Annotated in this window: 23 protein-coding genes; 2 read left to right on the top strand and 21 right to left on the bottom strand. The window is 36.7% G+C overall.

All coding sequences use genetic code 11. The annotated features are described in order from the left end of the window. Nucleotides 1-97 precede the first annotated feature (97 nt). The 17 genes from G7Y65_RS06450 to G7Y65_RS06370 form a co-directional block, all read right to left on the bottom strand. Nucleotides 98-886: an alpha/beta fold hydrolase gene (locus G7Y65_RS06450; protein WP_165314741.1), complete on the bottom strand. Its 789-nt coding sequence runs from the start codon at nucleotides 884-886 to the stop codon at nucleotides 98-100. Further along, nucleotides 886-1731, bottom strand: a complete 846-nt coding sequence (citG, locus tag G7Y65_RS06445) for a triphosphoribosyl-dephospho-CoA synthase CitG (RefSeq protein ID WP_042492775.1) — start codon at nucleotides 1729-1731, stop codon at nucleotides 886-888. Before citG ends, G7Y65_RS06450 begins: the two co-directional genes overlap by 1 nt. Beyond that, a complete protein-coding gene (citX, locus tag G7Y65_RS06440) occupies nucleotides 1724-2278 on the bottom strand; it encodes a citrate lyase holo-[acyl-carrier protein] synthase (protein ID WP_042492774.1) in 555 nt (184 codons plus the stop codon). Before citX ends, citG begins: the two co-directional genes overlap by 8 nt. Nucleotides 2279-2367: 89 nt before the next feature. Further along, nucleotides 2368-3906 (bottom strand): citrate lyase subunit alpha, encoded by a 1539-nt coding sequence (gene citF / locus G7Y65_RS06435; protein WP_042492772.1) that lies wholly within the window; start codon nucleotides 3904-3906, stop codon nucleotides 2368-2370. Continuing rightward, complete coding sequence (gene citE, locus G7Y65_RS06430) at nucleotides 3896-4810, bottom strand: citrate (pro-3S)-lyase subunit beta (RefSeq protein ID WP_141926610.1); 915 nt, start codon at nucleotides 4808-4810, stop codon at nucleotides 3896-3898. Before citE ends, citF begins: the two co-directional genes overlap by 11 nt. After that, complete coding sequence (gene citD / locus G7Y65_RS06425; RefSeq protein WP_042492770.1) at nucleotides 4810-5103, bottom strand: citrate lyase acyl carrier protein; 294 nt, start codon at nucleotides 5101-5103, stop codon at nucleotides 4810-4812. Before citD ends, citE begins: the two co-directional genes overlap by 1 nt. After that, a complete protein-coding gene (citC, locus tag G7Y65_RS06420; RefSeq protein ID WP_165314740.1) occupies nucleotides 5093-6145 on the bottom strand; it encodes a [citrate (pro-3S)-lyase] ligase in 1053 nt (350 codons plus the stop codon). Before citC ends, citD begins: the two co-directional genes overlap by 11 nt. 26 nt (nucleotides 6146-6171) lie before the next feature. Next, nucleotides 6172-7158 carry an AEC family transporter gene (locus G7Y65_RS06415; RefSeq protein ID WP_165314739.1) on the bottom strand — a complete coding sequence of 329 codons (987 nt, stop codon included), beginning with the start codon at nucleotides 7156-7158 and terminating at the stop codon, nucleotides 6172-6174. A gap of 46 nt (nucleotides 7159-7204) precedes the next feature. After that, nucleotides 7205-8350, bottom strand: a complete 1146-nt coding sequence (locus G7Y65_RS06410) for an NAD(P)-dependent malic enzyme (RefSeq protein ID WP_042492766.1) — start codon at nucleotides 8348-8350, stop codon at nucleotides 7205-7207. A 257-nt stretch (nucleotides 8351-8607) separates the two neighbouring features. Next, nucleotides 8608-9546: a sugar-binding transcriptional regulator gene (locus tag G7Y65_RS06405; protein WP_141926609.1), complete on the bottom strand. Its 939-nt coding sequence runs from the start codon at nucleotides 9544-9546 to the stop codon at nucleotides 8608-8610. A 280-nt stretch (nucleotides 9547-9826) separates the two neighbouring features. Then, nucleotides 9827-11122, bottom strand: coding sequence for an adenylosuccinate lyase (gene purB, locus G7Y65_RS06400; protein WP_042492764.1), 1296 nt, complete (start codon nucleotides 11120-11122; stop codon nucleotides 9827-9829). A gap of 141 nt (nucleotides 11123-11263) precedes the next feature. After that, nucleotides 11264-12181, bottom strand: a complete 918-nt coding sequence (locus G7Y65_RS06395; protein ID WP_042492763.1) for a peptidylprolyl isomerase — start codon at nucleotides 12179-12181, stop codon at nucleotides 11264-11266. A 69-nt stretch (nucleotides 12182-12250) separates the two neighbouring features. Beyond that, nucleotides 12251-14719, bottom strand: coding sequence for an ATP-binding protein (locus G7Y65_RS06390; protein ID WP_165314738.1), 2469 nt, complete (start codon nucleotides 14717-14719; stop codon nucleotides 12251-12253). Further along, complete coding sequence (locus tag G7Y65_RS06385; RefSeq protein ID WP_042492760.1) at nucleotides 14716-15801, bottom strand: carbamoyl phosphate synthase small subunit; 1086 nt, start codon at nucleotides 15799-15801, stop codon at nucleotides 14716-14718. Before G7Y65_RS06385 ends, G7Y65_RS06390 begins: the two co-directional genes overlap by 4 nt. A 61-nt stretch (nucleotides 15802-15862) precedes the next feature. Beyond that, nucleotides 15863-16375: a bifunctional pyr operon transcriptional regulator/uracil phosphoribosyltransferase PyrR gene (gene pyrR, locus G7Y65_RS06380; protein ID WP_042492759.1), complete on the bottom strand. Its 513-nt coding sequence runs from the start codon at nucleotides 16373-16375 to the stop codon at nucleotides 15863-15865. Nucleotides 16376-16573: 198 nt separating this feature from the next. Continuing rightward, entirely contained in the window at nucleotides 16574-17479 is a 906-nt protein-coding gene (locus G7Y65_RS06375) for an RluA family pseudouridine synthase (RefSeq protein ID WP_165314737.1), read from the bottom strand. Continuing rightward, the gene (locus tag G7Y65_RS06370) at nucleotides 17480-17851 is read right to left on the bottom strand and encodes an EbsA family protein (protein WP_042492756.1); all 372 of its coding nucleotides are present in this window, start codon (nucleotides 17849-17851) and stop codon (nucleotides 17480-17482) included. Nucleotides 17852-17939: 88 nt separating this feature from the next. Between G7Y65_RS06370 and G7Y65_RS06365 the strand changes: the two genes are divergently transcribed. Further along, nucleotides 17940-18329 carry a ribonuclease HI family protein gene (locus G7Y65_RS06365; protein WP_042492755.1) on the top strand — a complete coding sequence of 130 codons (390 nt, stop codon included), beginning with the start codon at nucleotides 17940-17942 and terminating at the stop codon, nucleotides 18327-18329. Here the strand turns inward: G7Y65_RS06365 and G7Y65_RS06360 are convergent. From G7Y65_RS06360 to G7Y65_RS09445, 4 genes are all read right to left on the bottom strand, one after another. After that, nucleotides 18313-19665, bottom strand: a complete 1353-nt coding sequence (locus G7Y65_RS06360) for a Na+/H+ antiporter NhaC family protein (protein WP_141926606.1) — start codon at nucleotides 19663-19665, stop codon at nucleotides 18313-18315. The two genes, G7Y65_RS06365 and G7Y65_RS06360, sit on opposite strands and share 17 nt — an antisense overlap. A 522-nt stretch (nucleotides 19666-20187) precedes the next feature. Further along, entirely contained in the window at nucleotides 20188-20430 is a 243-nt protein-coding gene (locus G7Y65_RS06355; RefSeq protein WP_042492752.1) for a type B 50S ribosomal protein L31, read from the bottom strand. Nucleotides 20431-20546: 116 nt separating this feature from the next. Next, nucleotides 20547-22370: a translation elongation factor 4 gene (gene lepA, locus G7Y65_RS06350; protein WP_042492751.1), complete on the bottom strand. Its 1824-nt coding sequence runs from the start codon at nucleotides 22368-22370 to the stop codon at nucleotides 20547-20549. 82 nt (nucleotides 22371-22452) lie between these two features. Then, nucleotides 22453-22581, bottom strand: coding sequence for a hypothetical protein (locus tag G7Y65_RS09445; RefSeq protein ID WP_257607639.1), 129 nt, complete (start codon nucleotides 22579-22581; stop codon nucleotides 22453-22455). A gap of 117 nt (nucleotides 22582-22698) precedes the next feature. Here G7Y65_RS09445 and G7Y65_RS06345 point away from each other — a divergent pair, with 117 nt between their 5' ends. After that, nucleotides 22699-23331 carry an HdeD family acid-resistance protein gene (locus G7Y65_RS06345; protein ID WP_042492749.1) on the top strand — a complete coding sequence of 211 codons (633 nt, stop codon included), beginning with the start codon at nucleotides 22699-22701 and terminating at the stop codon, nucleotides 23329-23331. Nucleotides 23332-23353: the final 22 nt, after the last annotated feature.

Here is a 23353-nt window from a genome sequence, read left to right as displayed (position 1 = left end):
AATATTGCAAACAATACGCATCATTTTATTATTTAATATAAAATTTTAATTAAACTGATATTTTTAAAGTTTTTTTAATAAATACTTGAACTAAAAATCATCTAATAAAATCAAATACAACATCATTCAATTCACCAGGTGATTCAATATGTGGCATATGACCAACCCCTTTAAACTCATAAGTCATCCCCTCATTTTGCTTTGTTAAGGATACACAACGTGCACCATGCGCCGATGACCACATAGGTGATTGCTCCCCTGTTAAAAATAACTGTGGTTTATCGATGTTCATTAAAACATCACACCAGTTCTGTGATAAATGATCAACTACCAATGGTAAATTACGCTCAAAGTTAAACGGATGTAATTGATTAGTCTTCTCAATTTGTTGTCTAATCATTGCATTCACCGGCTTTTTGGTCATTTGTATTTCAGTCACTCCCTGTACCTTAAATGGTAGATTTTGCCAGTCCAAATCCAAAGCACCAAATGGCCAATAATCTGTATTTAATGCTTTAGGGGACTGATCAACTGTAATAATATGTGAAACGAGCCGATTTCCCCACAAAGATAAGTAGGCCCAAATAACACTTGCTCCCATAGAATGACCAACTAAAACAATATTTTCCAAATGTAAATAGTCAATTAAATTGGCGAGATCTTGTCCTAATCGAGCAATTCTTAATCCTTTAATGGTCTGACTTGATGAACCATGGTTTCGATGATCTAAAGTAATGACACGATAACCAACCTTCTCAAAAAACACTTTTTGTGCATACCATTCCTCTTTAACACCAGAATAACCTGCTAAAAATATAATGGGTTGGCCTTCACCACCAGTATCCGTATACGCTAAAGAAATACCGTCACTTGTCCTAAATTTCATTATAAAATGCCCTCTAACAGCGCACAGTAAATTGTTAAAATCAGTAGATCAGCTGAGCCACCTAAACTTAAATTTTTTTCAATAAATAAATTATCTAGTTGTTCTAAATATAGCCTACCACCTTCTGTTTGGCTGCCCCCTAATGAAAAGAAAAAATCAACTTTCTCTTTAACCCATGGTAAAACATTTACATTTCCTGCCCGTTTAATTAAATTAGAGTCTTGAGAACTTTTAACAATCAACATTAATGTATTTAATAACCGTTGATTGCGCGTCCCATTACTACGCCGTAGGTAAGGCAAAGCAACCTTAATAACCGTCGGGTAACCGGCAGCTGCTTCCTCTCTAATGCCACCTTTACCGTACTGTAAAAATTGCTTTTCACCCGCCGTTAACTTTTTTTTAGCTGATAAATCGGCAAAATCATTTTTTAATAGATGCGTTAACATTTTTTCCACGACCATCATTAATTTTGTTGTGTCATACGGTATTTTTTGCCGTTCTAAAACACCGGTAGCAGCTACTAAAATCCCCAAAGAAAATATAGCGCCTTTATGTGTATTCACATTATTGGTCGCTGCAAACATCTCTTGCTCTGCCGTTATTCCCAAAGGACGTATTTGCTCAAATAACTCCGACAAATCACGCTTATCAAAATTAATTGCTTGCTGGTACACAGCTTCAAAATATGGGCGCAATGTAATAGCACTATCAATGAAAGTAAATACATCCATATCATCATGGGCGCCAACACTGGCAGGGTCTACTAATCCTGGTTTAGGCGTAACAGAAACTTCATACAATAATGCTTGTAAGGCAGCATTCACAACTTGTTGATTATACATATTCATAAACCTCAAAATATTGATTAGCTAACGAATTAATTGCCGCTTTCATGGCCCCAATATCATGCTTTTGTGACCGTGCACATACCTTAGCTGGTTGATGACAAATAAAACACTGCCGTGATTTAAATCCTAACGCCGTTCGCGAAAGCTGTTTGTGCTTGTTGTTGCCGCTCATGACATCAACATCAAACAAACGCCCCACCACAAAGTCAAGCTCAAACTGAATGGCTTGTCGTTTAATTGTGTTAATGTCATTATCTACAATGATGAAACCTTCTGGACCAGTTATACGATCCACATATAACATGTCAATGATACCTTTTTCACCTATATAATCTGTTATTAATTTTTGCCAACCTGCTTTGAATAAACGAAAAATAGCCTGATTATTTTTCACTTCACCAGGTATATTTAATTTGACTGACATAATGACTTTATTAGTATATTTAGTCATTAATTTTATCTGTTGGTCAGCACGCCATTCTTTGTTATTTAAGACATCTACTAACGTCACTGACGTTCCCTCATTAAAAATATCAATCATGTCGCTGCCCTCCAAATAATATATGTATGGATAAGTTGTATAATCACAACTTATCCTGATTAGAAAGTTACCTCGTAAAATAATAATTATTAATCTTTAACTTCTTTAACAACATCAATTAATGAACCATCACGATATTCAATCATGGCAACAGTTCGATCAGTAAATTCTAATGCCTTAGGCTTACCAACAATCTTTTCAGCCATTTGTTGCATTTGTTCAATTGTATAAACCGGCACACCTGGAATATGACTTAGTGCATCAATCAAATCTTGACGCTTTGGATTAATTGCAATGCCAACCTCTGTTACTAATACATCAATTGAGTCACCTGGTGTGACCACGGTTGTTACGTCTGGTACAACGGTTGCAATACGACCACGGACCAATGGTGCCGAAATAATCGTTAACTTCGCTTTAGCTGCATCCTGGTGTCCACCAATTGCACCACGAATAACACCATCTGAACCTGACATAACATTAACGTTAAACTTGGTGTCAATCTCTAAAGCTGACAAAATCACAACGTCAAGTTTATCTACCATAGCACCTTTGTTTGCAGGATCTGCATACCAAGAAGCATCAATTTCTTGTTGCTGCTTGTTTAAGTGCATTGACGATGCTGCACCTTTATCAAAGTCCTGTACATCCATGACACGGTCAACAAGGCCTTCTTCAAGTAAGTCAATGGTTGGCTTAGTAATACCACCCAAAGCAAATGATGCCTTAATTTGATTATCAATCATTGATTGACGTAAGAAACGCGTAACAGCTAGGGCTGCCCCACCTGATCCTGTTTGGAATGAAAAACCATTCTTAAAGTAATCAGAATGTGTAATAACTTGGTTAACGGTCTTAGCAATCTTTAGTTCTTTAGGATCCTTTGTAAAACGAGTTGCCCCCGAACCAATCTTATCTGCATTACCAACGGCATCAATCTTAACGACATAGTCAACCTGTGTTTGCTTAATTGAAGCTGGTGTATTTGGATATTGCTTTAGATTATCAGTGATTAAAACAACTTTATCGGCATATTGCGCATCCATCAATGCATATCCTAATGAACCAAAAGCTGTTTCACCATCCATACCATTAGCATTACCCATTTCATCAGCATTTGGAACCCCTAAAAAGGCCACATCAATCTTGATTTCACCAGACTCAATAGCTCGCGCACGATTACCATGTGAACGGAAAATGACCGGATTCTGTAGTGCCCCGTGTGAGACAGCATCCCCAAGTGATCCACGCATACCAGATGAAGTAATATTAGTTACAACACCCTTCTCAATTGCTTCAACCACAATATCATTCATAACATTAGTTAGTGAAGATGGTGCTAATGTTAAATTTTGATAACCTGCATCAATAATAATTCGCATGACTTTGTTAAAAACATAGTCACCTTCTCTAAAATGGTGATGGAATGAAATAGTCATGCCATCCTGAACCGTTTGTTTTACAACTTCTGCAAGCGAACTAACAACTTTACTTTCATTAGCTGTTGCGTGCACTTTTGGTGCAACACGTTGAATTTCAGGATTACCAAAATTGGTCGTCTTAAAAGGCTTATAATTCAAGTCACTCATTAATGTATCTGGTAACTCACGGTTTACACTATTCTTCAATGTTATTTCCCTCCTCATCTACAAGATGTGCTGCTTTAGCCAGGCGCATCACACGTTCTGCACGTAATACAACTGGTCGATCAACCATTTGACCATTCATTGAAATAACACCAGAACCCTTAGCATGTGCTTGGGCAATTGCAGCAACAACGTTCTGTGCATTTTCAATTTCTTGCTTAGTTGGTTGATAGACCTTATTAACCATCTCAATTTGCCGAGGGTTAACTAATGACTTACCATCAAAACCAAGTTGGTGAATTAATTTAGTTTCACGATAGAAGCCTTCTTCATCATCCATATTTGTAAAGACGGTATCAAAGGCTGCAATGCCGGCTGCACGAGCGGCATGAAGAATCATGTTACGAGCGAATAATAATTCTTGGCCATCAGCGTAACGGTGTGTCTTCATATCGGTTGTATAATCCTCTGCTGATAACGCAATACCAATCATTCGCTTTGAAGATTTAGCAATTTCGTAAGCATTTAAAACACCTTCAGCTGATTCAATAGCAGCCATAATATTAGTTGAACCCACTTCACGGCCGAACTCTTTTTCAGCATCAGCAATCAAAGCTTCAAGTTGCAGCATCATATCAGCAGATTCAACCTTTGGTAATCGAATAACATCAACACCAGCTTTAACCATAATTTTAATATCAGTTTCATAGTAAGGCGTGTCAAGCCCATTAATACGGACAACAAGTTCAGCATCACCATAATCAACCGTTTGTAGTGCCTCATAAACTAAATAACGGGCTGCATCTTTTTCACTCATTGATACGGCATCTTCCAAATCAAACATGATTGAATCAGCGCCATATATACCTGCATCTTTGACCATTGCCGGATTATTACCTGGTACGAACATCATCGTACGACGCAAACGTTCTGCTTGTTGTGCCATTAGAGTACCTCCCACTTTGGTTGATCAACAATGTCTAGTGCTCGTTGGACAGCTGCAATCGTACGCGCCTTGATAACCATATCAAGAGCCCCTTTGTCAACGATCTTAACATCTGCATTCTTAACATCATATTGACGTAGTACGTCTGTTACAGTTTGACGAATTTGATCACCAAATTGCTTTTCTACATCTGATTCAACTTCAAATTGAATACCTGAAGTTCCTTTTGAAATCATAATTTGCACATCAGATGACTCTAATGTTCCGGCAATTGCCGTCTTATTAATTTCCATGAATTTTTTGTCCTTTCTTAATACGATCCTGTAATACGGCCATATTTTCTTTGATAAAGTCCATCGTCGTTTTCGGTAACATATTAGCAATCAACTTTACTTGATTAGTTGCAATTGCTTGTCTAACAGTTGTTGCGGAAATCACCTGTCCAGTGCTACTTTCCTTTCGTGGCACAACAGATACCGCTATATTATCAGTAAGTTCACGTTGTAAAGTTTGATTATAAATATTGGTTGTATGCGATAATGGCTCACTCCCAAGATAACGACGTGTAATATTTAATTCAGGTGCAATCTTTTCTTTAAATAAACGAGCATCTAAAGTTGTTTGATATGCAATCACATCATCGGCCGATTGCATAAAGTAAGCTGGGAATGTGGTATAACTAACCATATAATCGCCACCATTAACAATGGTGACATTTGATAGATCAGCAACACCAGCTGAAACTAGTTTGACACGTTCTGTTGTGGTAAACAGAGAAGCATCTTGACTAACGATAAAAACATACACTGAATCATTCTCTTTAGCGGCCTTTTCAATCAAATAGCGATGCCCTAAAGTAAATGGATTAGCATTCATAACAATTGCTGCAATTTTCTTATCGTAAGAACTTACAACATGCGGTATATCGGATAAGTAGTCATTAATATTGGGTCGTCCGCTCTCTAACAATACCCCTTTCGTTGTACCGGCTAATTTTTCAAATCCAACATGTTCAAAACTTGTCACATATTTCGGCTTTGTAAAAACAGAAATATGATAAATGCCACGTTGCATCAATCGATTGATTAATTCAGTCAAAATAGTATTGAATCTCGAACCATTTGTGACACCTTTTTGGCATACTGCAACATATTTAATAACTTGCCCAGCAATTGATCCAGTAGCGACTAATGTTTCGCCATCATATATGCCAATCGTTTCATCAATTTTTGCAACTTCATTTTCACTGAAATCTGTTATGCCACAATCGGTTAAAAATGCCTGCCATTTTTTCTTAATAAGTGGATTTGTTAAATATAGATCTTGAACCTGCATTGACTACACCTCCTCAACCATTCATTTTATAAGAATGTTTGTAACATCATAATAATTGGTACCACAATAATGAATAATACGGAAGTTGATACAACGACATTAGTTGCAAACTTGACATCCCCATGATATTCATTTGCCATAATTGGTAGCACTGCCAAAGTTGGGGTAGCTGATTGAATAATCAATGTTTGTTGGAAAACAGGATTTAATTGAACACCAAACAAGTGGACACCTAACAAAATTAAAACAACCATAATGATAGGTGACAAAATAAAGCGACCACCTAAAGTTAAAAGAACATGACTATCAAACTTCATATTCTTCAAACCAAAGTTACTCAACATAATACCAATATAAATTAAAGATAATGGGGTCACTAAACTACCCAATTCTGGTACAAAAGTTTGACTCAAAAAGGTTAATGATTCATATGCATGCTTTAATGGTGCTATATAAACAAATGGTAAAGATGCAATAAATCCATATAGTGGTACAGGTAACAAATGTGATAAATCAAATTTTACTTTCTGTCCATTTTCACCAGTTGTTGGATCATCTTGTGCAATTACCCAAACACCAAGTGTCCAAACAATGATTGTATTGATAATATAATAAACCAGTAAATATGGAATTGAAGTTTGTCCAAATAATGCAGTATTTAGTGGCATACCAATAAATACTGTATTAGCACCATTAATTGCTTGTATCATCAAGCCTCGACGGCCACGTGGTAGCTTCAATATCTTCACAACATATGATGTTATCAAATACCCAATCAAAATCGCTAAGATAACATAAATTAGCCCGGCTGCTAACTTCGATAGTTGGGAAGAGTTAAAACGTTCCAGCATGGAGTTAAAAATCGAAACTGGCAATGCAATTTTCATAATCAATTTTGATAATGAATTTGAAAAGCCCTCTGAAAAATAGCCTTTACTCTGAGCAAAATATCCAACGGCCATTAGCAAAATAATTGCTAGAACCGATTGGATCGCATTCCAAAACACGTCCATATCGTCACACTTTCTATTTTAACTTCCTATTTAAATATAATTTTATTTAATTATTTGCATATTCCATAACAGCTTGGGATACCGCCTGTACAACACCTTCATCGAATACACCTGGTACAATACTTTGCTCACCTGGTTTTGTAATTAAGCCAGCTAATCCTTCTGCAACTTTAACTTGCAAAGGCATATCCACCTTTTTTAAGCCACTGGCAAGTAATCCTTTAAACAAACCTGGAAAAGCTAAAATATTATTAACTTGATTTGGCCATTGTGATGAACCCGTCGCAACAATAGCAGCACCTGCTTTTTTAGCATCCTCAGGATCAATTTCTGGCACAGGGTTCGCTAAAGCAAAAACAATGGGATTTGTAGCCATGCGCTTAACTTGGTCAGCGTCTAAGACATTAGCATCAGATAAGCCAACAAACACATCTTGGTCTGTAATAACTTCATTAAGCGTCTGACCATTAGCTTGGATAACCTGTTTAGCTAAATCACGTTGGTAATTGTTGTAGCGCATATCATCTTCACGAATAACACCATTGATATCAACTAAGGTAATATGTTTAATGCCTGCAGCTAATAAAATTTTGGCAGTTGCAACACCTGATGCACCAACACCATTAATCACAACTTTCAAATTCTTTAATGGCTTATCTACGTATTTAGCAGCGTTAATTAACCCTGCTAAAACAACAATCGCAGTCCCCGTTTGATCATCATGGTAGACCGGAATATCTAATTCATTAGCTAATTTTTCTTCTATTTCAAATACACGCGGTGCAGCAATATCCTCTAGATGGATACCAGCAAATGATTTTGCCATATTCTTTATTGATTTCACAAATTCGTCAACAGGTACCTGATCTAAAGCAAGCGGGACAGCATCTACATCTGCAAAATCTTTATATAGTAAAGCTTTGCCTTCAATAATTGGTAATCCTGCCGATGGCCCGACATTTCCCAGTCCTAAGACAGCTGATCCATCGGTTATAATGGCAACTAACTTTCCACTCATTGTATACTTGTTTTTTTGAGTTTCATCTTTTTCAATTAGTTTTGCTAAGTCTGCTACCCCTGGTGTATAAGCTTCACCAAGTTCAGTTCGATTAGTAACATCAAAGGCCGAATCAATCCCCAAAACACCGGTATGTTTTTCGTGCAATTTAAGCACTTTATTCATATCAACCACGATTTACACCTCTAATACATCAATTTATAAAACTTGAATTTTTGAACGTGCGCATGTTCTTTTGTTAACATTTATAATTGTAACGCTTGGTTTTAAAAAAATAAATACATAATTTTATATTTTTAAAAAATAAAGAAAATATTTTAAAAATGATAAATGTATTTGCGCCGTATTCACAATAAAAAAATAAATAGGCGGCTGATTTTCATTGTGAATAAAATCAGCCGCCTATTTATTTTTTTATTATCTATCTAATATTAATTATTTTGATCCGTTAAAATACGATTTGCAACGGATTCTGTTGTAATTAAATCAGTGATGAGCCCCCCACGCAATGCTCCTAAAGCAGCATTTGTTTTAAACTTGCTCTTAACGATCGCAACTCGCCGTGGCGTTGCTAAAATATTAGCTAAGTCAATACCGAATGTTTTATCAGCACCCAAATTTAAAAAACGTCCATCAATGTCGTAAGGACGACCGTACACCATACCAACAATCTCATCAGTATTCACATTAGGAAAAATGTCATTAATACCTTGATGCCATGCCGGAATTGAATTAACTGAAGACAACGTGCCTAACCCTGTAAAGATAAGATTCATCCGCTTAGCAGCAGCAAACGTCTTCCGTATAGAAATTTCATTTGCCAATCCCTGCCGCACATCATCATTAACAATATACAATGGTCCCACCATTGTTAAATAATTAGCTGAAAACTTATATGCCGCACGTTCTACCATGCGTGTCGTTCCGACAGATGAATTATATTTCATATTTTCACCCATAAATTGTGTGAACGTCACATTTTCTAAAACTTTACTTTGGAATTTTGAAATAACCTCATAAATCGTCCCACCCCAAGCTGTCCCAACAATATCATTGTTGTGAATTAATGATTGAATATGATCAGCTGCAAAATTAATCGTGTTTTGAATTGTATCATTCGGGTTTTCTGCAAAACGAATCACATAAACATTTTGAATATTAAACGCTTTTTTTATTTCTTGTTCCAACTCTACATTACGTGTTGTCGGCATGTTAATTTCTATTTTAACGATGCCACTATCACGCGCATCCTTTAAATATTTGTTTACCAAATAACGACTAATACTATACTTTTCTGATATTTCAGCCAAACTTAATTGGGAAATATAAAAATCTTGGGAAATATTTGCTATAAAATCCTTCCTATTCATCTGTTCTCCTATTACCCCTCATTATTTAATTCTACTATAGCATATTTCAAAATAATCAACATCTTTGAAATATTTTAAAATCAAAAACTATAATCGCTTACAAAATTTAATAATGACGCACGAATAAAACCACCAATCTAACCATTTTAATTTGGCAGATTGATGGTTAATAGACGTCTTCATCATATTGTTTTGGCGCTTTACACATCCACGACTTTGTTTTCATTACCATACATCATAGTCGTTTCGCACACCAGGTTTATAATGATTATTTTTAGAATTAGTTTAATCCCAAACGTTTATAAATATCATCCACATGCTTCAAGTGCCAATGATAATCAAAAGCATCATCAATTTGGTCAGGTGTCAAATTCTGGGTAATTGTTTCATCTGCATCAACCAATTCGCGGAACTGACGTTGCTCATCCCATGAACGGGCTGTCAGTGGTTGCACTGTATCATATGCAGCTTCACGAGATAAACCAGCATCAACTAATTTCAACAATAAGCGTTGTGAATAAATTAAACCATACGTACGTGTCATATTTTGTTTCATTGTCTCAGGGAATACTTGCAAATTCTGCAAAATATTTGTCATACGGTGCAACATATAATCCACAACTGTTGTGCCATCAACCAAAATAATACGTTCTGCACTTGAGTGAGAGATATCGCGTTCATGCCATAGTGTCACATCTTCTAGAGCAGTGATTGAATACCCACGCAAAACACGTGACAACCCAACAATATTTTCTGAACCAATTGGGTTACGCTTGTGAGGCATCGCTGATGATCCTTTTTGACCACCACGGAAACCTTCCTCAACCTCATGAATTTCAGAACGTTGCAAGCTACGAATCTCAGTTGCCATTTCTTCCAAGTTTGAACCAATAATTGCCAATGTTGTCATATAATCAGCATGCAAATCACGTGGTAAAATTTGTGATCCAATGAGTTGTGGTGTCAGTCCCAACTCTTTCATTGCCACTTCTTCCACTTGTGGTGGAATGTTCGCAAATGTCCCCACTGCCCCTGAGAGTTTACCAGTTTCAATCGCCTTGGCAACATTATCAAAGCGTTCAATGTTACGTACAGTTGCTTGATAAAAACGGGCCATTTTTAGGCCAAATGTTGTTGGCTCGGCATGGACACCATGTGTACGTCCCATCATAACTGTTTCTTTATACTTTAAAGCTAATTGTGCCAACGTTTCTTTTAATGTTTGTAAATCAGCCTTAATGACTTGATTTGCTTGTTGTAGCCGTAATGCTTGGGCCGTATCAACAACATCAGTTGACGTTAATCCATAATGAATCCACTTTCGTTCATCACCAAGTGACTCAGAGACATTTCTGGTAAACGCTACAACATCATGCCGAGTTGTTTTTTCAATTTCAGCTATGCGATCAACATCAAATTTTGCATTTTGACGAATTGCATCTAAATCTTCTGCCGGTACATGTCCAACTGCTACCCAGCCTGCCGTAGCTGCAATTTCAACATCTAACCATGATTGGTATTGATTTTCAAGCGACCAAATGCGTCCCATCTCAGGACGCGTATAACGATCAATCATTTTTTTATATCCCCTTACACCTTTTAAAAACGCGAACAAACTATTATTTATATTAATTATTGTATCGTAAATACGAATTATTTTCAGCTATTTTCCAAATAAAAACTGCAGTCAATAATGACTGCAGTTTTTATAAGTTCATTACTTATTACTACTCTTTGCTGCCTGTGCTGTTGCAGCAGCTTGTGTATAAGTTGACAAAACATTTTGCAAGGTAGAGTCTTTAATATTAACATCTGCCTTACCTAATTCTTCACCCACAATTGCTTGGACTTTATTAGTATCAGCCATTGTTTGATCCACCAAAATCATCTTCATCTTTGGCTTAAGCGTCTTAAATGACTTCTTTGAAGCTTGTGAATTCTTCTTGATAATAAAATATCCTTGTGATGATTGTGATTGGACTGGTGTCTTCGTGTACTCACCATCCTTAAGCTTAAAGGCAGCTGACTTAAAGTCATCCTCCAAGTTAGTATCAGTCGAATCAAAGGCAGTCATCTTACCACCATTTTTCTTGGTATTCGTATCAATTGACTTTTCTTTTGCTAACTTAGCAAAATCGCCGCCCTTATTTAACTCATCAATGACCTTTTTAGCATCATCTTCAGACTGTGTCAAAATAACAGAAACATTAGTTTTTGGTTGATAATCATTATAAGTTTTACGTAATTGCTTTGTTGAATAGTTTTCATTAGCAATAACTGCTTGCTTTTCTAATGCTTGAATTTCTAATGATTGTCGGAAGCCATCTTCATCCATACCATTTTGTGACAATGTCTGTGAGAATTGCTCACCATATTGTTTTTTGGCATCCTTAAATTGGTTTTCAACAGACTTCTTTGAAACTTTATCACCATACTTGTCATTCAAAACTTTTTGAATAATCATATTGGCTAATTCTTGTTGTCCTGCTGGGGACTTCTTCAAATTTTTGTAATACTCAGCTTGTGAAACGTTACCCGCATCAGTCGTGACGATTGATTTGGGACCGATTCCCCAGGCTGCTAGACCAACTGCTACAGCAATTGCTACTAGCACACCTAATACTTTTTTCCACATGGGTAGTGCCCTCTTTCTTGATATTAATAATACAACTTTTCTAGTTTATCATATAAATACAACTGTTACTTAAATTAAATGATATGTCGCCCCAATTGCATAGCGCCCGTTATCTAACATCTGATCAATTTCCATATGCTCTTCAAAATCTGCATGCCAATAAATTAACTGTGCTTTGGGAATACGCCATTGTAATGATTTTAATTGTGCCAAGAATTGTTGTTCAACATGGGTTTGCCGATTTAACATATAACGAATCACCAACCGCATCCAGTCAATCCCTGTCACTTTATCCAAAAAAGCCACCATCGTAAATGGCATTGGACGAACCACCATCAATGGTTCATCATTATGACTAGGCTGATGCTTAATCAACATTTGATATAGACCAGGTGTTTCCGAACTCATTTGTGGACGCGGAATTTTATCCCAAAGTGCTTCTGTCATCACAGATTGGTCTAAAATGATACCATCATTACTTTGACTGCCCATGCCAATTAAGTAAATAGTTTGACCATCATAAAAGTAATTAACAATTGTCCGTGAAGCGTCATCGACAATACTACTTGGCAAATATTTTTCTTTTGCAATAACCTGCACATCAATACCATTCTGTCGCAAGCTATTAATCAATTTAATACGATTACCAGGCACAAAAACCTGCATTGGTTGTTCAATTTCAATAACATTCATAACATCAGAAATCTCTAATGGTTCATAATACTTCTTGTTCCCTAACTGTGGCATAAACATTAAATCAGTTGGACTATTGTTCATTAGCACAGTTTGAATACCTTGCGCCTGCAATTCTGCTGCTACCATTGCCATAACATAAGAAGCGGCAGCGCCATCCCCTAAACGAAAACCACCTGCCCCAATTACTAAGGCGGTATATTTACCTAACCGAGTACTTTCATTCTCTGATTCAAAAGTTGAATAATACTGATTCGCAGCTTCTTCAAATTCACCTGCGGATGGTTCAAACGCTTTATAAGTCGGCAAAATACCATTATCCCACCGATACCGACGAACTTCTTCATATTTTGCGTGCCACAAGCGCGCAATTAACCCATCTGACAAACCATAATATTTTGCCAACTTAACAACATCTACTTGCCAAGGATTATTTTTTACTGTTTCTTCTAATTTGTTAATCTGTCTTAATTTATAAAAATAGAACGCGTTAATTTTCGTCATTTCAGCTAATTCATCAACCGTGTATCCTCTTCTTAATGCTTCCAAAAGAACAAAAATACGATTATCCCGAGGATGAATAAGCTGTTCAATAATTTCATTATCTGTCAACGCATTTATCACGGTTGGTGAGAAGTTACGATTATTGAAATGAGCCGCTCGGATGGCTTTTTCCAACGCTTCTTCAACACTGCGCCCCACACCCATTGTCGTACCAACCGATTTTTGCACTGTATTTAAACGGTGCTCCGTTTTAACACCATTAGATTCAAAATCACCAAATGAAAAAATTGGAAAACGAATGACAATGTGATCCATTGTTGGTTCCAATAATGCCGTATGGTTAGCTCCAATTACTGGTGTTTTAACTGATTCTAGCGTCTCGCCCAAAATCAATCGCGTGACCACTGGAATTAGCGGATACCCTGTTGCGGCAACCAATAAAGCTGCTGTACGATCAAAATATGGTGTCACACGGGTAATAACGTAATCATCACTTTTAGGATCAACCGCAAATCTAACTTCCAATAAACCAATAACATCAAAACCACGGATAACTTTAAAGGCTGCTGACCGTAATTTTTGATAGACTGGATCTGGCAAAGTTTGAATAGGCGTAATCGCAATGGAATCTGCAGAGTGAATCCCCACCGGATCCATGTCTTCAACACCACCAATCAAAACAGTCGTATCTCGTTTATCACGAATTACCAGCATTGATATTTCTTGATGACCACGAATACTTTTATCAATATTAACTTGATGCGTAATTGATCGGTTAAGTGCCGTTTCAACTGCTTCTTCTAAGTCATCAATATCAGTGACTTGCAATCGTAGTGTCTGTCCCATTGGTGCAATTGGGCGAATGACAACTGGCAAGTCGAAATCTCTAACAGCATCAAATGCCTCACTAACATCACTAGCTAAACGCGATTGAACTGTTGGAATATCTAGCTGTTGCAAGCGTTCATGTAAATATTTTGTATTTTGTGTTGCTTGCATCACCGGTAGTGACAAACCTAAAACTTTAGGTGCACCATTACCCATTAACTTCAAAATGTCAGCCCCTAGGCGCGTTGCTGTTGAACCACCCACTGATGTTACCATAGCCGTGATATGTTCTTTAGCAATAACAGCCATCAAATTATCAATCGTTAATGCTTTTTCAATGACCTGAATATCGTGACGACTAGTCGTAAACGCATATGGATTGTCATCGACAATAACGACTTCATGACCATATTTTTTGATAACATCAACAACTTGAAACGTTGCAACATCACCTTCAGTTTCACGACCAAAATCATTGGCTGAGCCACCTATAATAAGCACTCGTTCTGTCATATGACACCTCCTCCTCGCCGTGCCATCACCATTTCCATAAACTCAGCAAAAGCTTGGGTCTCTTCTAATGGTCCTGGTGCAGCATCTGGGAAAAATTGCACACTGAATGCTGGATAATCGCGATGCCTTAATCCTTGAATTTGATTATCCGTAATATCAATGTGCGTGACAAATAGCGGCGTATCTTTAATAGAAGTATTATCAACAGAGTACGCTTGGCCTTGCGTTGCAAAGATAATATCATTTGTAATTTGCTCACGAATTGGGTGATTCATCCCATGATGTGCTGATGCTAATTCGGTAACTTTGGCGCCATTAGCAATGGCAAATAACTCATGGCCTAATCCAATGCCAAATAACGGAATTCGTTGCTCAAACTCACGGATAATCTCAAGCGCCGTTTCTGGTACTTGATTTGGATCACCCGGTCCCGATGAAATCACAATGCCATCTGGATCAAGATTAGCAACTTCATCAAGCGTTGCTGAATAAGGCAAGACGGTGACATTCGCATCAAAATCACTTAACATTCTTAAAATACCACTTTTAAGTCCAAAGTCTACCACAACAACATTGGCGCCTCGTCCTGGATTAGCATAGGCTTTGGGTGTTGAAAGCTGTGCCACTTGCTGATTTGTCAGCACCATTGCCCGCAATTGATCGAAAGCGTGATCGTCTGGTTGATCAACAATTGATGCTTTTTGTATGCCAGTTTCACGTAAGTGACGTGTTAAAGCGCGCGTATCAATTTGTGAAATACCAGGTACATTATGCCGTTTCAAATAATCATTTAAACTTAGTGTCCGTAAACGATTAGTTGATATTTCAGCTATTTCACGAACAACAACACCCTTTACAGAAGGCACAATTGATTCATCCGCATAGTGATTAATACCTGCAGCACCAATAGTTGGTGTTGTAAACATAATAATTTGATTGTAATAAATTGGATTCGTGATAATTTCTTGATACCCGGTCATAGCTGTATTAAATACTAATTCCCCAAAAGTTGTTGCAGGTGCCCCAAAAGCTTCACCTGCATACACGGTACCATCTTGTAAAATTAAATAACGTGTTGTCATGACGTTGGTATCGTTTAGTCAGAATACTAAACGATTCCTCCTTCCCGGTTAACGGTCAAAGTTACTGGATTTCAATACCATCCATGCCATCAAATTCCTTCATTTTTACTCGAATACTTTCAGAAGTTGCTGTCGGAATATTTTTACCGACAAAATCAGCTCTAATTGGTAGTTCACGATGACCGCGATCAACTAATACAGCTAAATTAACTGCTGCTGGGCGCCCATTATCCATAATGGCATCCAAAGCTGCTCTAATTGTACGACCTGTAAACAAAACATCATCAACTAAAATAATGCGTTTATTATCAATATTTTCCTCAAATGATATTTTTTCGCCCGTATTTTGATTATCGTCATCCCGATAATGTGTGATGTCTAATGGAATAACCGGAATTGTTGCACCTTCTAATTGTTGTAGCCGTTCAGCAATTCGTTGCGCAATAAAGACACCCCGTGTTTTAATACCAACAATTGCCAGATTTGTGACACCCTTATTTTTCTCAATGATTTCATAAGTAATTCTTGTAAGTGCTCGTTGCATCGCCATTGCATCAACAATCTCTTTTGCCATAATTTATTCCTTTTCTCTCATTAATTCACACCTAATAAAAAAGAGACACTACTCTCCTAATTCTAAAAGGGTAACGTCTCGTTAGATTTATTTATCACATTACCTTCTAGCAATCTCACTGAACTACCTTAAGAAAGTTTCAATTCTTTTATATCTCATTTTATCATGTTAAACACTATTTGCGAACACATGATTTACTTATTCTGCGTATGGTTGTAATTGACTTAGTGCCTGTTCAAAATAATCTGGTAAAGGTGCTTCAAATTGCAAAGCTTCTTGCGTCGTTGGTTGTGTCAAACCAAGTGTTGCTGCATGCAAATATTGCCCATTTCCAGCAAGCGTTTTTTTAGGTCCATATAAAGGGTCGCCTGCAACAGGATGACCAATATAGTCCATGTGAACACGAATTTGATGTGTTCGTCCCGTTTCTAGCGTCACTTTCAATAAGGTATACCCAACAAAACGTTTAACCACTTCAAAATGGGTTATAGCGTCACGTCCACCGGCCACAACCGCTTGTTTTTTACGATCAGCTTTTGAACGACCTAAAGGTGCTGTAATTGTCCCTCTATTTTCCGTGAATTCACCATGTACCAGCGCATAGTATTGACGTAAGTTTTTTTTAGCTTTTAAATCTGCTGACAATGCCTCATGAGCTTTGTCATTTTTAGCAACCATCAAAAGGCCAGACGTATCTTTATCAATACGATGAACAATTCCCGGACGGATAACACCATTAATAGTTGAAATATGGGTATGATACATTAAAGCATTTACTAATGTACCATCTGGATGACCCGCCGCTGGATGAACAACCATCCCCTGTGGCTTATTGATGACTAATAAATCATCATCTTCATAAATAATATCTAAAGGAATATTTTCTGGCTTAACATCTAATACAACTGGTTTTGGAACAGTAAAAGTAATCACATCACCCTCATGAACCTTATACTTAGCCTTTTTTTCATCCCCATTAACTTTTAGCACACCATCATCAATCCATTTTGAAATTTGTGTACGTGTGTAGTCAACAAAGGTATCTGCTACTACTTTATCCAGACGACCAGTCTGATCTGTAATCGTCAATGTTTCTTCAGTCATTTACTTACCTTTAATTTCCTTTTGTAGTTGATTTAAGAATTTTTTATTCATCCAATAACTATATCTTTCATCCTCGTAACTAAAGATGACCGTTCTTTTTGTAAATTGAACATGTTGCATTTCTTTAAAACGCACTTTTTCTGTATGGACACCAATCATCGGCATGATTAAAATAGCATCCGCTGATAATGTAACGCGTCGTCTAAAGTACGTTAATAACGCAATAAATAAAAAAACAATCGTAGCAAATATCGTCCAACTATTTAAATGTGTTACCTCAAGTTGCATTATCAAGGCAAACATTGCAATCATGATAATCCATAGCCAATTAATTAGTCCAAGTAAACCAGCCGGTTGGTAGTATCCTTTCATTCTGAAATCCTTTCCGATTTGTGTCTTATCAACTAATCATCTCATAATATCTCTGCTTTTTAGTATAATAAACTTAGAGGTGCTTGTCATGTTAATCAAAATATATTCTGACGCTGCTAGTCAAGGTAATCCTGGCCGTAGTGGTGCTGGCCTAGTTATTCTATATAACGGCCAACAAATTCAAAAACATCACTATCTTGGTATTATGTCTAATCACGAAGCTGAATTTGCTGCTGCAATTTGGGCTTTCAAAGAGTTAGCAAAAATTGCTACGCCAAATGATACTATCATGTATTATGCTGATTCTAAATTAGTCATTGATAGCATTAAGAAACGTTACGCCAAACATTTTAGTGAACAATTAACGCAGCTATTAAGACAACAAGATAATTATCAACTTTTAATTGCAAATTGGATTCCAGAAAAACAAAATCATGGTGCTCACCAACTTGCTTGGCAGGCTATTCATCATGCTTAATTTGACCAATGCCTGTCCAGGCACTAATTAACGAGCAAACAGGTGATAACAAAGCAAAGAAAGTAAACGGCGCAAACGAAGTTACTGAAACACCTAGTGTTTGTGCTGCAAAACTACCAGCAACACCCCAAGGTACCAAGTAATTAATAACTGTCCCTGAATCTTCTAACGATCGTCCTAAAGTCAGTGGGTTAATTTTTAAACGTGTAAAACTTTCCTTCCATAATTGACCAGGCAAAATGGTTGCTAAGTATTGTTCACCAATCAAAAAGTTAGCTGAAATACCTGTCATCACAGTCCCTGTAATAACACCTGCTTGCGTCTTAATACGTGTTACCAATGGTGTCATAAAGGCACTAAGAATTCCTTGCTCTGTTAATAGTCCACCTAAAGCCAACGCCAACATAATAATAATAACTGTTGGCATCATTGACAACATACCACCACGATTTAACAAACTAGCAAGCATATCATTTTTTATTGTTGTTGTTGAACCATTCATAATCACATCCGAAAATTGTTGTAGCGAATGATTAAATATAAATATGATACCCGTTACTGCAATGTTCACCAATAACGTTGGAATTGCTGGTATATGACGCCAAGCCATAATAAATAACAAAATTAATGGCAACATTGACCACCAATTTGGTGATAATAATGAGGCCAAGTGCTGTAATTCATGAACATCACTAGTGACCTTTATTTGTTTGCTTAAGAATGTAAAAATTAATAATGATCCAAGCAATGCTGGAATTGTCGTCCACATCAAGTTCTTAATATGTGCAAACAAATCAGTCCCTGCAATTGATGATGCTAGGTTGGTTGAATCTGATAGTGGTGAACTCTTATCTCCAAAGATAGCACCCGACAAGGCTGCTCCAGCAACAATCCCAGGATCAAATCCAATTGCCGTCCCAACGCCCATCAACGCGACCCCTACTGTGGCTAAAGTCGTAAAAGCTGAACCAACCATTGTACCCATAACTGCCATAATCAAAACCGTGCTAGGTAAAAACCATTCTACATTGGCCAACTTCAAACCTGTCCATAGTAATGTGGGAATTGTATTGGTTTCCATCCAAAGACCAATTAACATACCGATTAGCAGGAATAAAAATAATGGTGCTAATGCTTGTTCAATCCCTTTTAACAGTTGTCCTTGAATATCCTGCCAAGATGTTTGACGCGTTCTAGCGTACAACATGACAAAGATAATACTTATCACTAGCGGTACATTGGGTGATAAACCAAACCCCAAAATACTAATACTAAAAATTAAAATGACTGCAATTAATAAAACCATACTTTGCTTAAACGTTACTGACTTATTCATATTTCTTCTCTCCTTCATCGCTGCTTATTTATCAAATAATTACCCTAAAAGAGATAACGACTAAGTCCACCAACGTGATTGATATGCTTTAATACCCCAATGTCTTGCTCCTTTCAGCAATAAAAAAGTCCCAGTAACAAGTCAATTGACTCATTACTGGGACGAAAAGTTTCCGCGGTACCACCCAAAAATTAGTTAGTACGCAAAAACTAACTCTCTTTAAGATATTTACGATGTTTAAATAGTTCAATCATTCCACCTGCGCTACTCACAGCTACCGTAGCTTCTCTGACATACAATGAAATGTTCTACCAATGTGCATTATTGTACGCACCTATTAGTAAAGTGTCAACTAGCAAATTAGAATATGCGAGTTTGTGCTTTTAAAAATGGTTCGTAAATAGTCTCCTACTCTCTAAAAAGTTCCCCAAATACGATATTTTACAACACTTCAAAAAGTACACAAAAAAGCCGTCACACAGGCATTTAGCGCTATGAAACGGCTTTTTTAGGAAATTGCGATTAAGCAAGTCCATATTTCTTATTGAACTTATCAACAGCACCGTCCACAGTAGTAAACTTTTGCTTACCAGTGTAGAATGGGTGTGAATCTGAAGTAATTTCAACACGAATCATTGGGTAAGTAGTACCCTCAAATTCGATAGTTTCGTCAGAAGTACGAGTAGAACCTGACACAAACTTGTAACCAGTAGTTGAGTCAACGAAAACCACTTGGTGGTAATCTGGATGAATTTCAGCCTTCATTATTTTCTCCTTATCGCCCTGAATTTATAAAAATCAGAGTCAGTTTATTTAACTAAACTATATTAACATAAAATTTTATAAAATGATAGTTTTTCACTAAAAGCTATCATTTTATTTTATTCTTCTTCAGCCTTCAAAACAGCCATAAAAGCTTCTTGTGGGACTTCAACAGTTCCAACTGATTTCATACGTTTCTTACCACGTTTTTGCTTGTCCAATAATTTTGCTCGACGATCAGGATCACCTGTATGAATACGTGATGTAACATCTTTACGATAAGCCTTGATAGTTGAACGTGCCACAATTTTAGAACCAATTGCAGCTTGTACTGGAATTTCGAAATTACGACGTGGAATAATCTCTTTTAACTTCTTAGTAATGACACGTGAACGTTCTTGCGCAAAATCACGGTGCACAATAAAACTTAAAGCATCAACTTTATCCCCATTCAACAAAATATCAATTTTAACCAAATCAGATTGACGATAACCTGATATATCATAATCTAATGATGCATAACCACGGGTGTTTGATTTTAATTTATCAAAGAAATCAAAAATAATTTCAGATAGTGGCATGTAATACTTAACATTTACACGGCTCTCATCTAAATAATCCATCGTATCAAATTCACCACGCTTAGCTTGCGCCAACTCCATAACGGCCCCAACGTAATCATTTGGTACCATAATCTGGGCATGCACAAATGGTTCTTCAATTGTTTTAATCTCAGCAACATCTGGTAATTCAGACGGGTTGGCAACATCAACCATCTCATCATTAGTAGTAAACGCATGGTATGTCACTGATGGTGCGGTTGTAATCAAATCCAAGTCAAATTCACGTTCAAGACGTTCTTGAATAACATCCATATGTAATAGACCTAAGAAACCCGTTCGAAAACCAAAACCTAATGCTTGTGACGTTTCAGGCTCAAACTCCAAAGAAGCATCATTTAATTGTAATTTTTCAAGTGCATCACGTAAATCATTGTATTTGGCATTATCAGTTGGATATAGTCCTGAGTACACCATTGGGGTCATTGGCTGGTATCCTGGTAATGGTTTTTCTGCTGGTTGCTTAACATGTGTTATTGTGTCACCAGGTCGTGCATCGCGAATATTTTTAATAGATGCTGCAACATATCCAATATCCCCTGCCATTAAATAATCACGTTTAATAGGTGTTGGTGAATTAACGCCGACTTCTGTTACTTCATATGAGGCACCAGAATTCATGAATTTAATCTTTTCACCTGGTTTTAAAATACCTGTTTTAACACGAACAGTTAAAATAACCCCTTTATATGAATCATATGCCGAATCAAAAATTAGTGCTTGTAACGGGTCTGTCAAACTACCTTCTGGAGCTGGAATATCCGTAACAATTTTTTCTAATAGTTCTGGAATACCAATCCCCTTTTTGGCCGATGCCAACACAGCATTAGACGCATCAATACCGATTACATCTTCAATTTCAGTTTTTACAGCTTCTGGATTAGCAGCTGGCAAATCAATTTTATTAATAACTGGTAAAATTTCCAAATCATTTTCAATTGCTAAATAAACATTTGCTAATGTCTGTGCTTCAACTCCTTGCGCAGCATCAACAACCAGGATAGCACCATCAGCGGCGGCTAATGAACGTGAAACCTCATATGAAAAATCCACATGGCCTGGTGTATCAACTAAATGGAAAATATAAGTTTCACCATCATTAGCCTTATAATGCACCTCAACAGCGTTCATTTTAATTGTAATACCACGTTCACGTTCCAAATCCATCGTATCCAATAACTGATTTTGCATTTCACGCTCAGTAACTGTGTGCGTTGCCTCTAAAATACGATCTGATATTGTTGATTTACCATGATCAATATGAGCCACAATACTAAAATTACGTATATGGTTTTGGCGCGCCTGCATTTCTTCTATATTCATTATTTGCGCTCCTATGTTGTATTTATTCTGTCCTTACCATTATACAAGTATTCTTAATATCATGGTAGTACTCCCTGATCCATTATTTTTTATTTAATTTATCGGTCATTTCCTTGGCCTTGTCATCGACTGATTGGTTAAATTTTTTTTGCCGATACTGTGTATAAATAAAGCCAGCTAACAAAATAATGATAATGATCCATTTAAGCATTTTTCCATTCTCCTTTGATAAATAGTTAATATTTTTTATTTTAATTCACTCTTCAATTGTATTTTACAACATTTTCAATTACACTCAATTTAAACAACTTATTAAGGGGGCATTCTTATGGCTGATTTGCCAGAAATTAAACATGAAACGACCAATAGCGAGGACATGGTGCCATCAAGACTTTCTAAACAACCACAACAATCACAAAAACCTGTTATTTCTTATTTTGTGCGTAAGTTATTAGCCGCTGCTGGTGTCATTTCAATTATTTTAGGAATTTTTGCATTTGTTTTCAATACAGAATGGTTACTTGCTGTTTCGATTATTTTTGGTCTTTTTTCAATTTTCATTGCTTTTATTGATCTCATGTTATTTAGTAATAGTGTTTATCTACGTGGTGCCCATTTAATGAGTGCCCTACTAAGCGCTGTGATGGGTCTTGTCTTATTATTCCGTCAAGATTTCACACAAGATTTTATTGGTTTGGTATTCGGCTTTTGGATTCTATTTAATGCCACAAGTAATTTAGCACAAACTTGGGTTCCCGAATTATTAATTGGTTGGCAACGTTTAGTTGGCTTGATTATTGGTGCTGTTGGTCTTGCTTTAGGATTATTCCTAGTATTATTTACAGGATACACGCCTCACAACATGCAAATTATCTTGGGTGTTTACACTGATCTATTAGGTATTTTCTTCTTACTTGTTAGTTTTTTCAGTCATAAAAACGACTTGAACAGTAATAAATAAATATTATCTACCAAAAAGGCAG

It is taken from the genome of Weissella sagaensis, assembly GCF_010306265.1.
Taxonomy (GTDB): domain Bacteria; phylum Bacillota; class Bacilli; order Lactobacillales; family Lactobacillaceae; genus Weissella; species Weissella sagaensis.
This window is presented reverse-complemented; position numbering and strand designations above follow the sequence as displayed.

Bases quoted from the DNA above. Each gene is read 5' to 3' on its own strand.
- G7Y65_RS06415 (WP_165314739.1), bottom strand. From the start codon at position 7,158: ATGGACGTGTTTTGGAATGCGATCCAATCGGTTCTAGCAATTATTTTG.
- pyrR (WP_042492759.1), bottom strand. From the start codon at position 16,375: ATGGCAAAAGAGATTGTTGATGCAATGGCGATGCAACGAGCACTTACA.
- G7Y65_RS06395 (WP_042492763.1), bottom strand. From the start codon at position 12,181: ATGTGGAAAAAAGTATTAGGTGTGCTAGTAGCAATTGCTGTAGCAGTT.
- citD (WP_042492770.1), bottom strand. From the start codon at position 5,103: ATGGAAATTAATAAGACGGCAATTGCCGGAACATTAGAGTCATCTGAT.
- G7Y65_RS06385 (WP_042492760.1), bottom strand. From the start codon at position 15,801: ATGACAACACGTTATTTAATTTTACAAGATGGTACCGTGTATGCAGGT.
- G7Y65_RS06370 (WP_042492756.1), bottom strand. From the start codon at position 17,851: ATGAAAGGATACTACCAACCGGCTGGTTTACTTGGACTAATTAATTGG.
- G7Y65_RS06365 (WP_042492755.1), top strand. From the start codon at position 17,940: ATGTTAATCAAAATATATTCTGACGCTGCTAGTCAAGGTAATCCTGGC.
- G7Y65_RS06360 (WP_141926606.1), bottom strand. From the start codon at position 19,665: ATGAATAAGTCAGTAACGTTTAAGCAAAGTATGGTTTTATTAATTGCA.
- G7Y65_RS09445 (WP_257607639.1), bottom strand. From the start codon at position 22,581: ATGCTTAAATGGATCATTATCATTATTTTGTTAGCTGGCTTTATTTAT.
- citG (WP_042492775.1), bottom strand. From the start codon at position 1,731: ATGTATAATCAACAAGTTGTGAATGCTGCCTTACAAGCATTATTGTAT.
- purB (WP_042492764.1), bottom strand. From the start codon at position 11,122: ATGATTGATCGTTATACGCGTCCTGAGATGGGACGCATTTGGTCGCTT.
- G7Y65_RS06405 (WP_141926609.1), bottom strand. From the start codon at position 9,546: ATGAATAGGAAGGATTTTATAGCAAATATTTCCCAAGATTTTTATATT.
- G7Y65_RS06355 (WP_042492752.1), bottom strand. From the start codon at position 20,430: ATGAAGGCTGAAATTCATCCAGATTACCACCAAGTGGTTTTCGTTGAC.
- G7Y65_RS06375 (WP_165314737.1), bottom strand. From the start codon at position 17,479: ATGACTGAAGAAACATTGACGATTACAGATCAGACTGGTCGTCTGGAT.
- lepA (WP_042492751.1), bottom strand. From the start codon at position 22,370: ATGAATATAGAAGAAATGCAGGCGCGCCAAAACCATATACGTAATTTT.
- G7Y65_RS06450 (WP_165314741.1), bottom strand. From the start codon at position 886: ATGAAATTTAGGACAAGTGACGGTATTTCTTTAGCGTATACGGATACT.
- citC (WP_165314740.1), bottom strand. From the start codon at position 6,145: ATGCAGGTTCAAGATCTATATTTAACAAATCCACTTATTAAGAAAAAA.
- G7Y65_RS06345 (WP_042492749.1), top strand. From the start codon at position 22,699: ATGGCTGATTTGCCAGAAATTAAACATGAAACGACCAATAGCGAGGAC.
- citE (WP_141926610.1), bottom strand. From the start codon at position 4,810: ATGGCACAACAAGCAGAACGTTTGCGTCGTACGATGATGTTCGTACCA.
- G7Y65_RS06390 (WP_165314738.1), bottom strand. From the start codon at position 14,719: ATGACAGAACGAGTGCTTATTATAGGTGGCTCAGCCAATGATTTTGGT.
- citX (WP_042492774.1), bottom strand. From the start codon at position 2,278: ATGATTGATATTTTTAATGAGGGAACGTCAGTGACGTTAGTAGATGTC.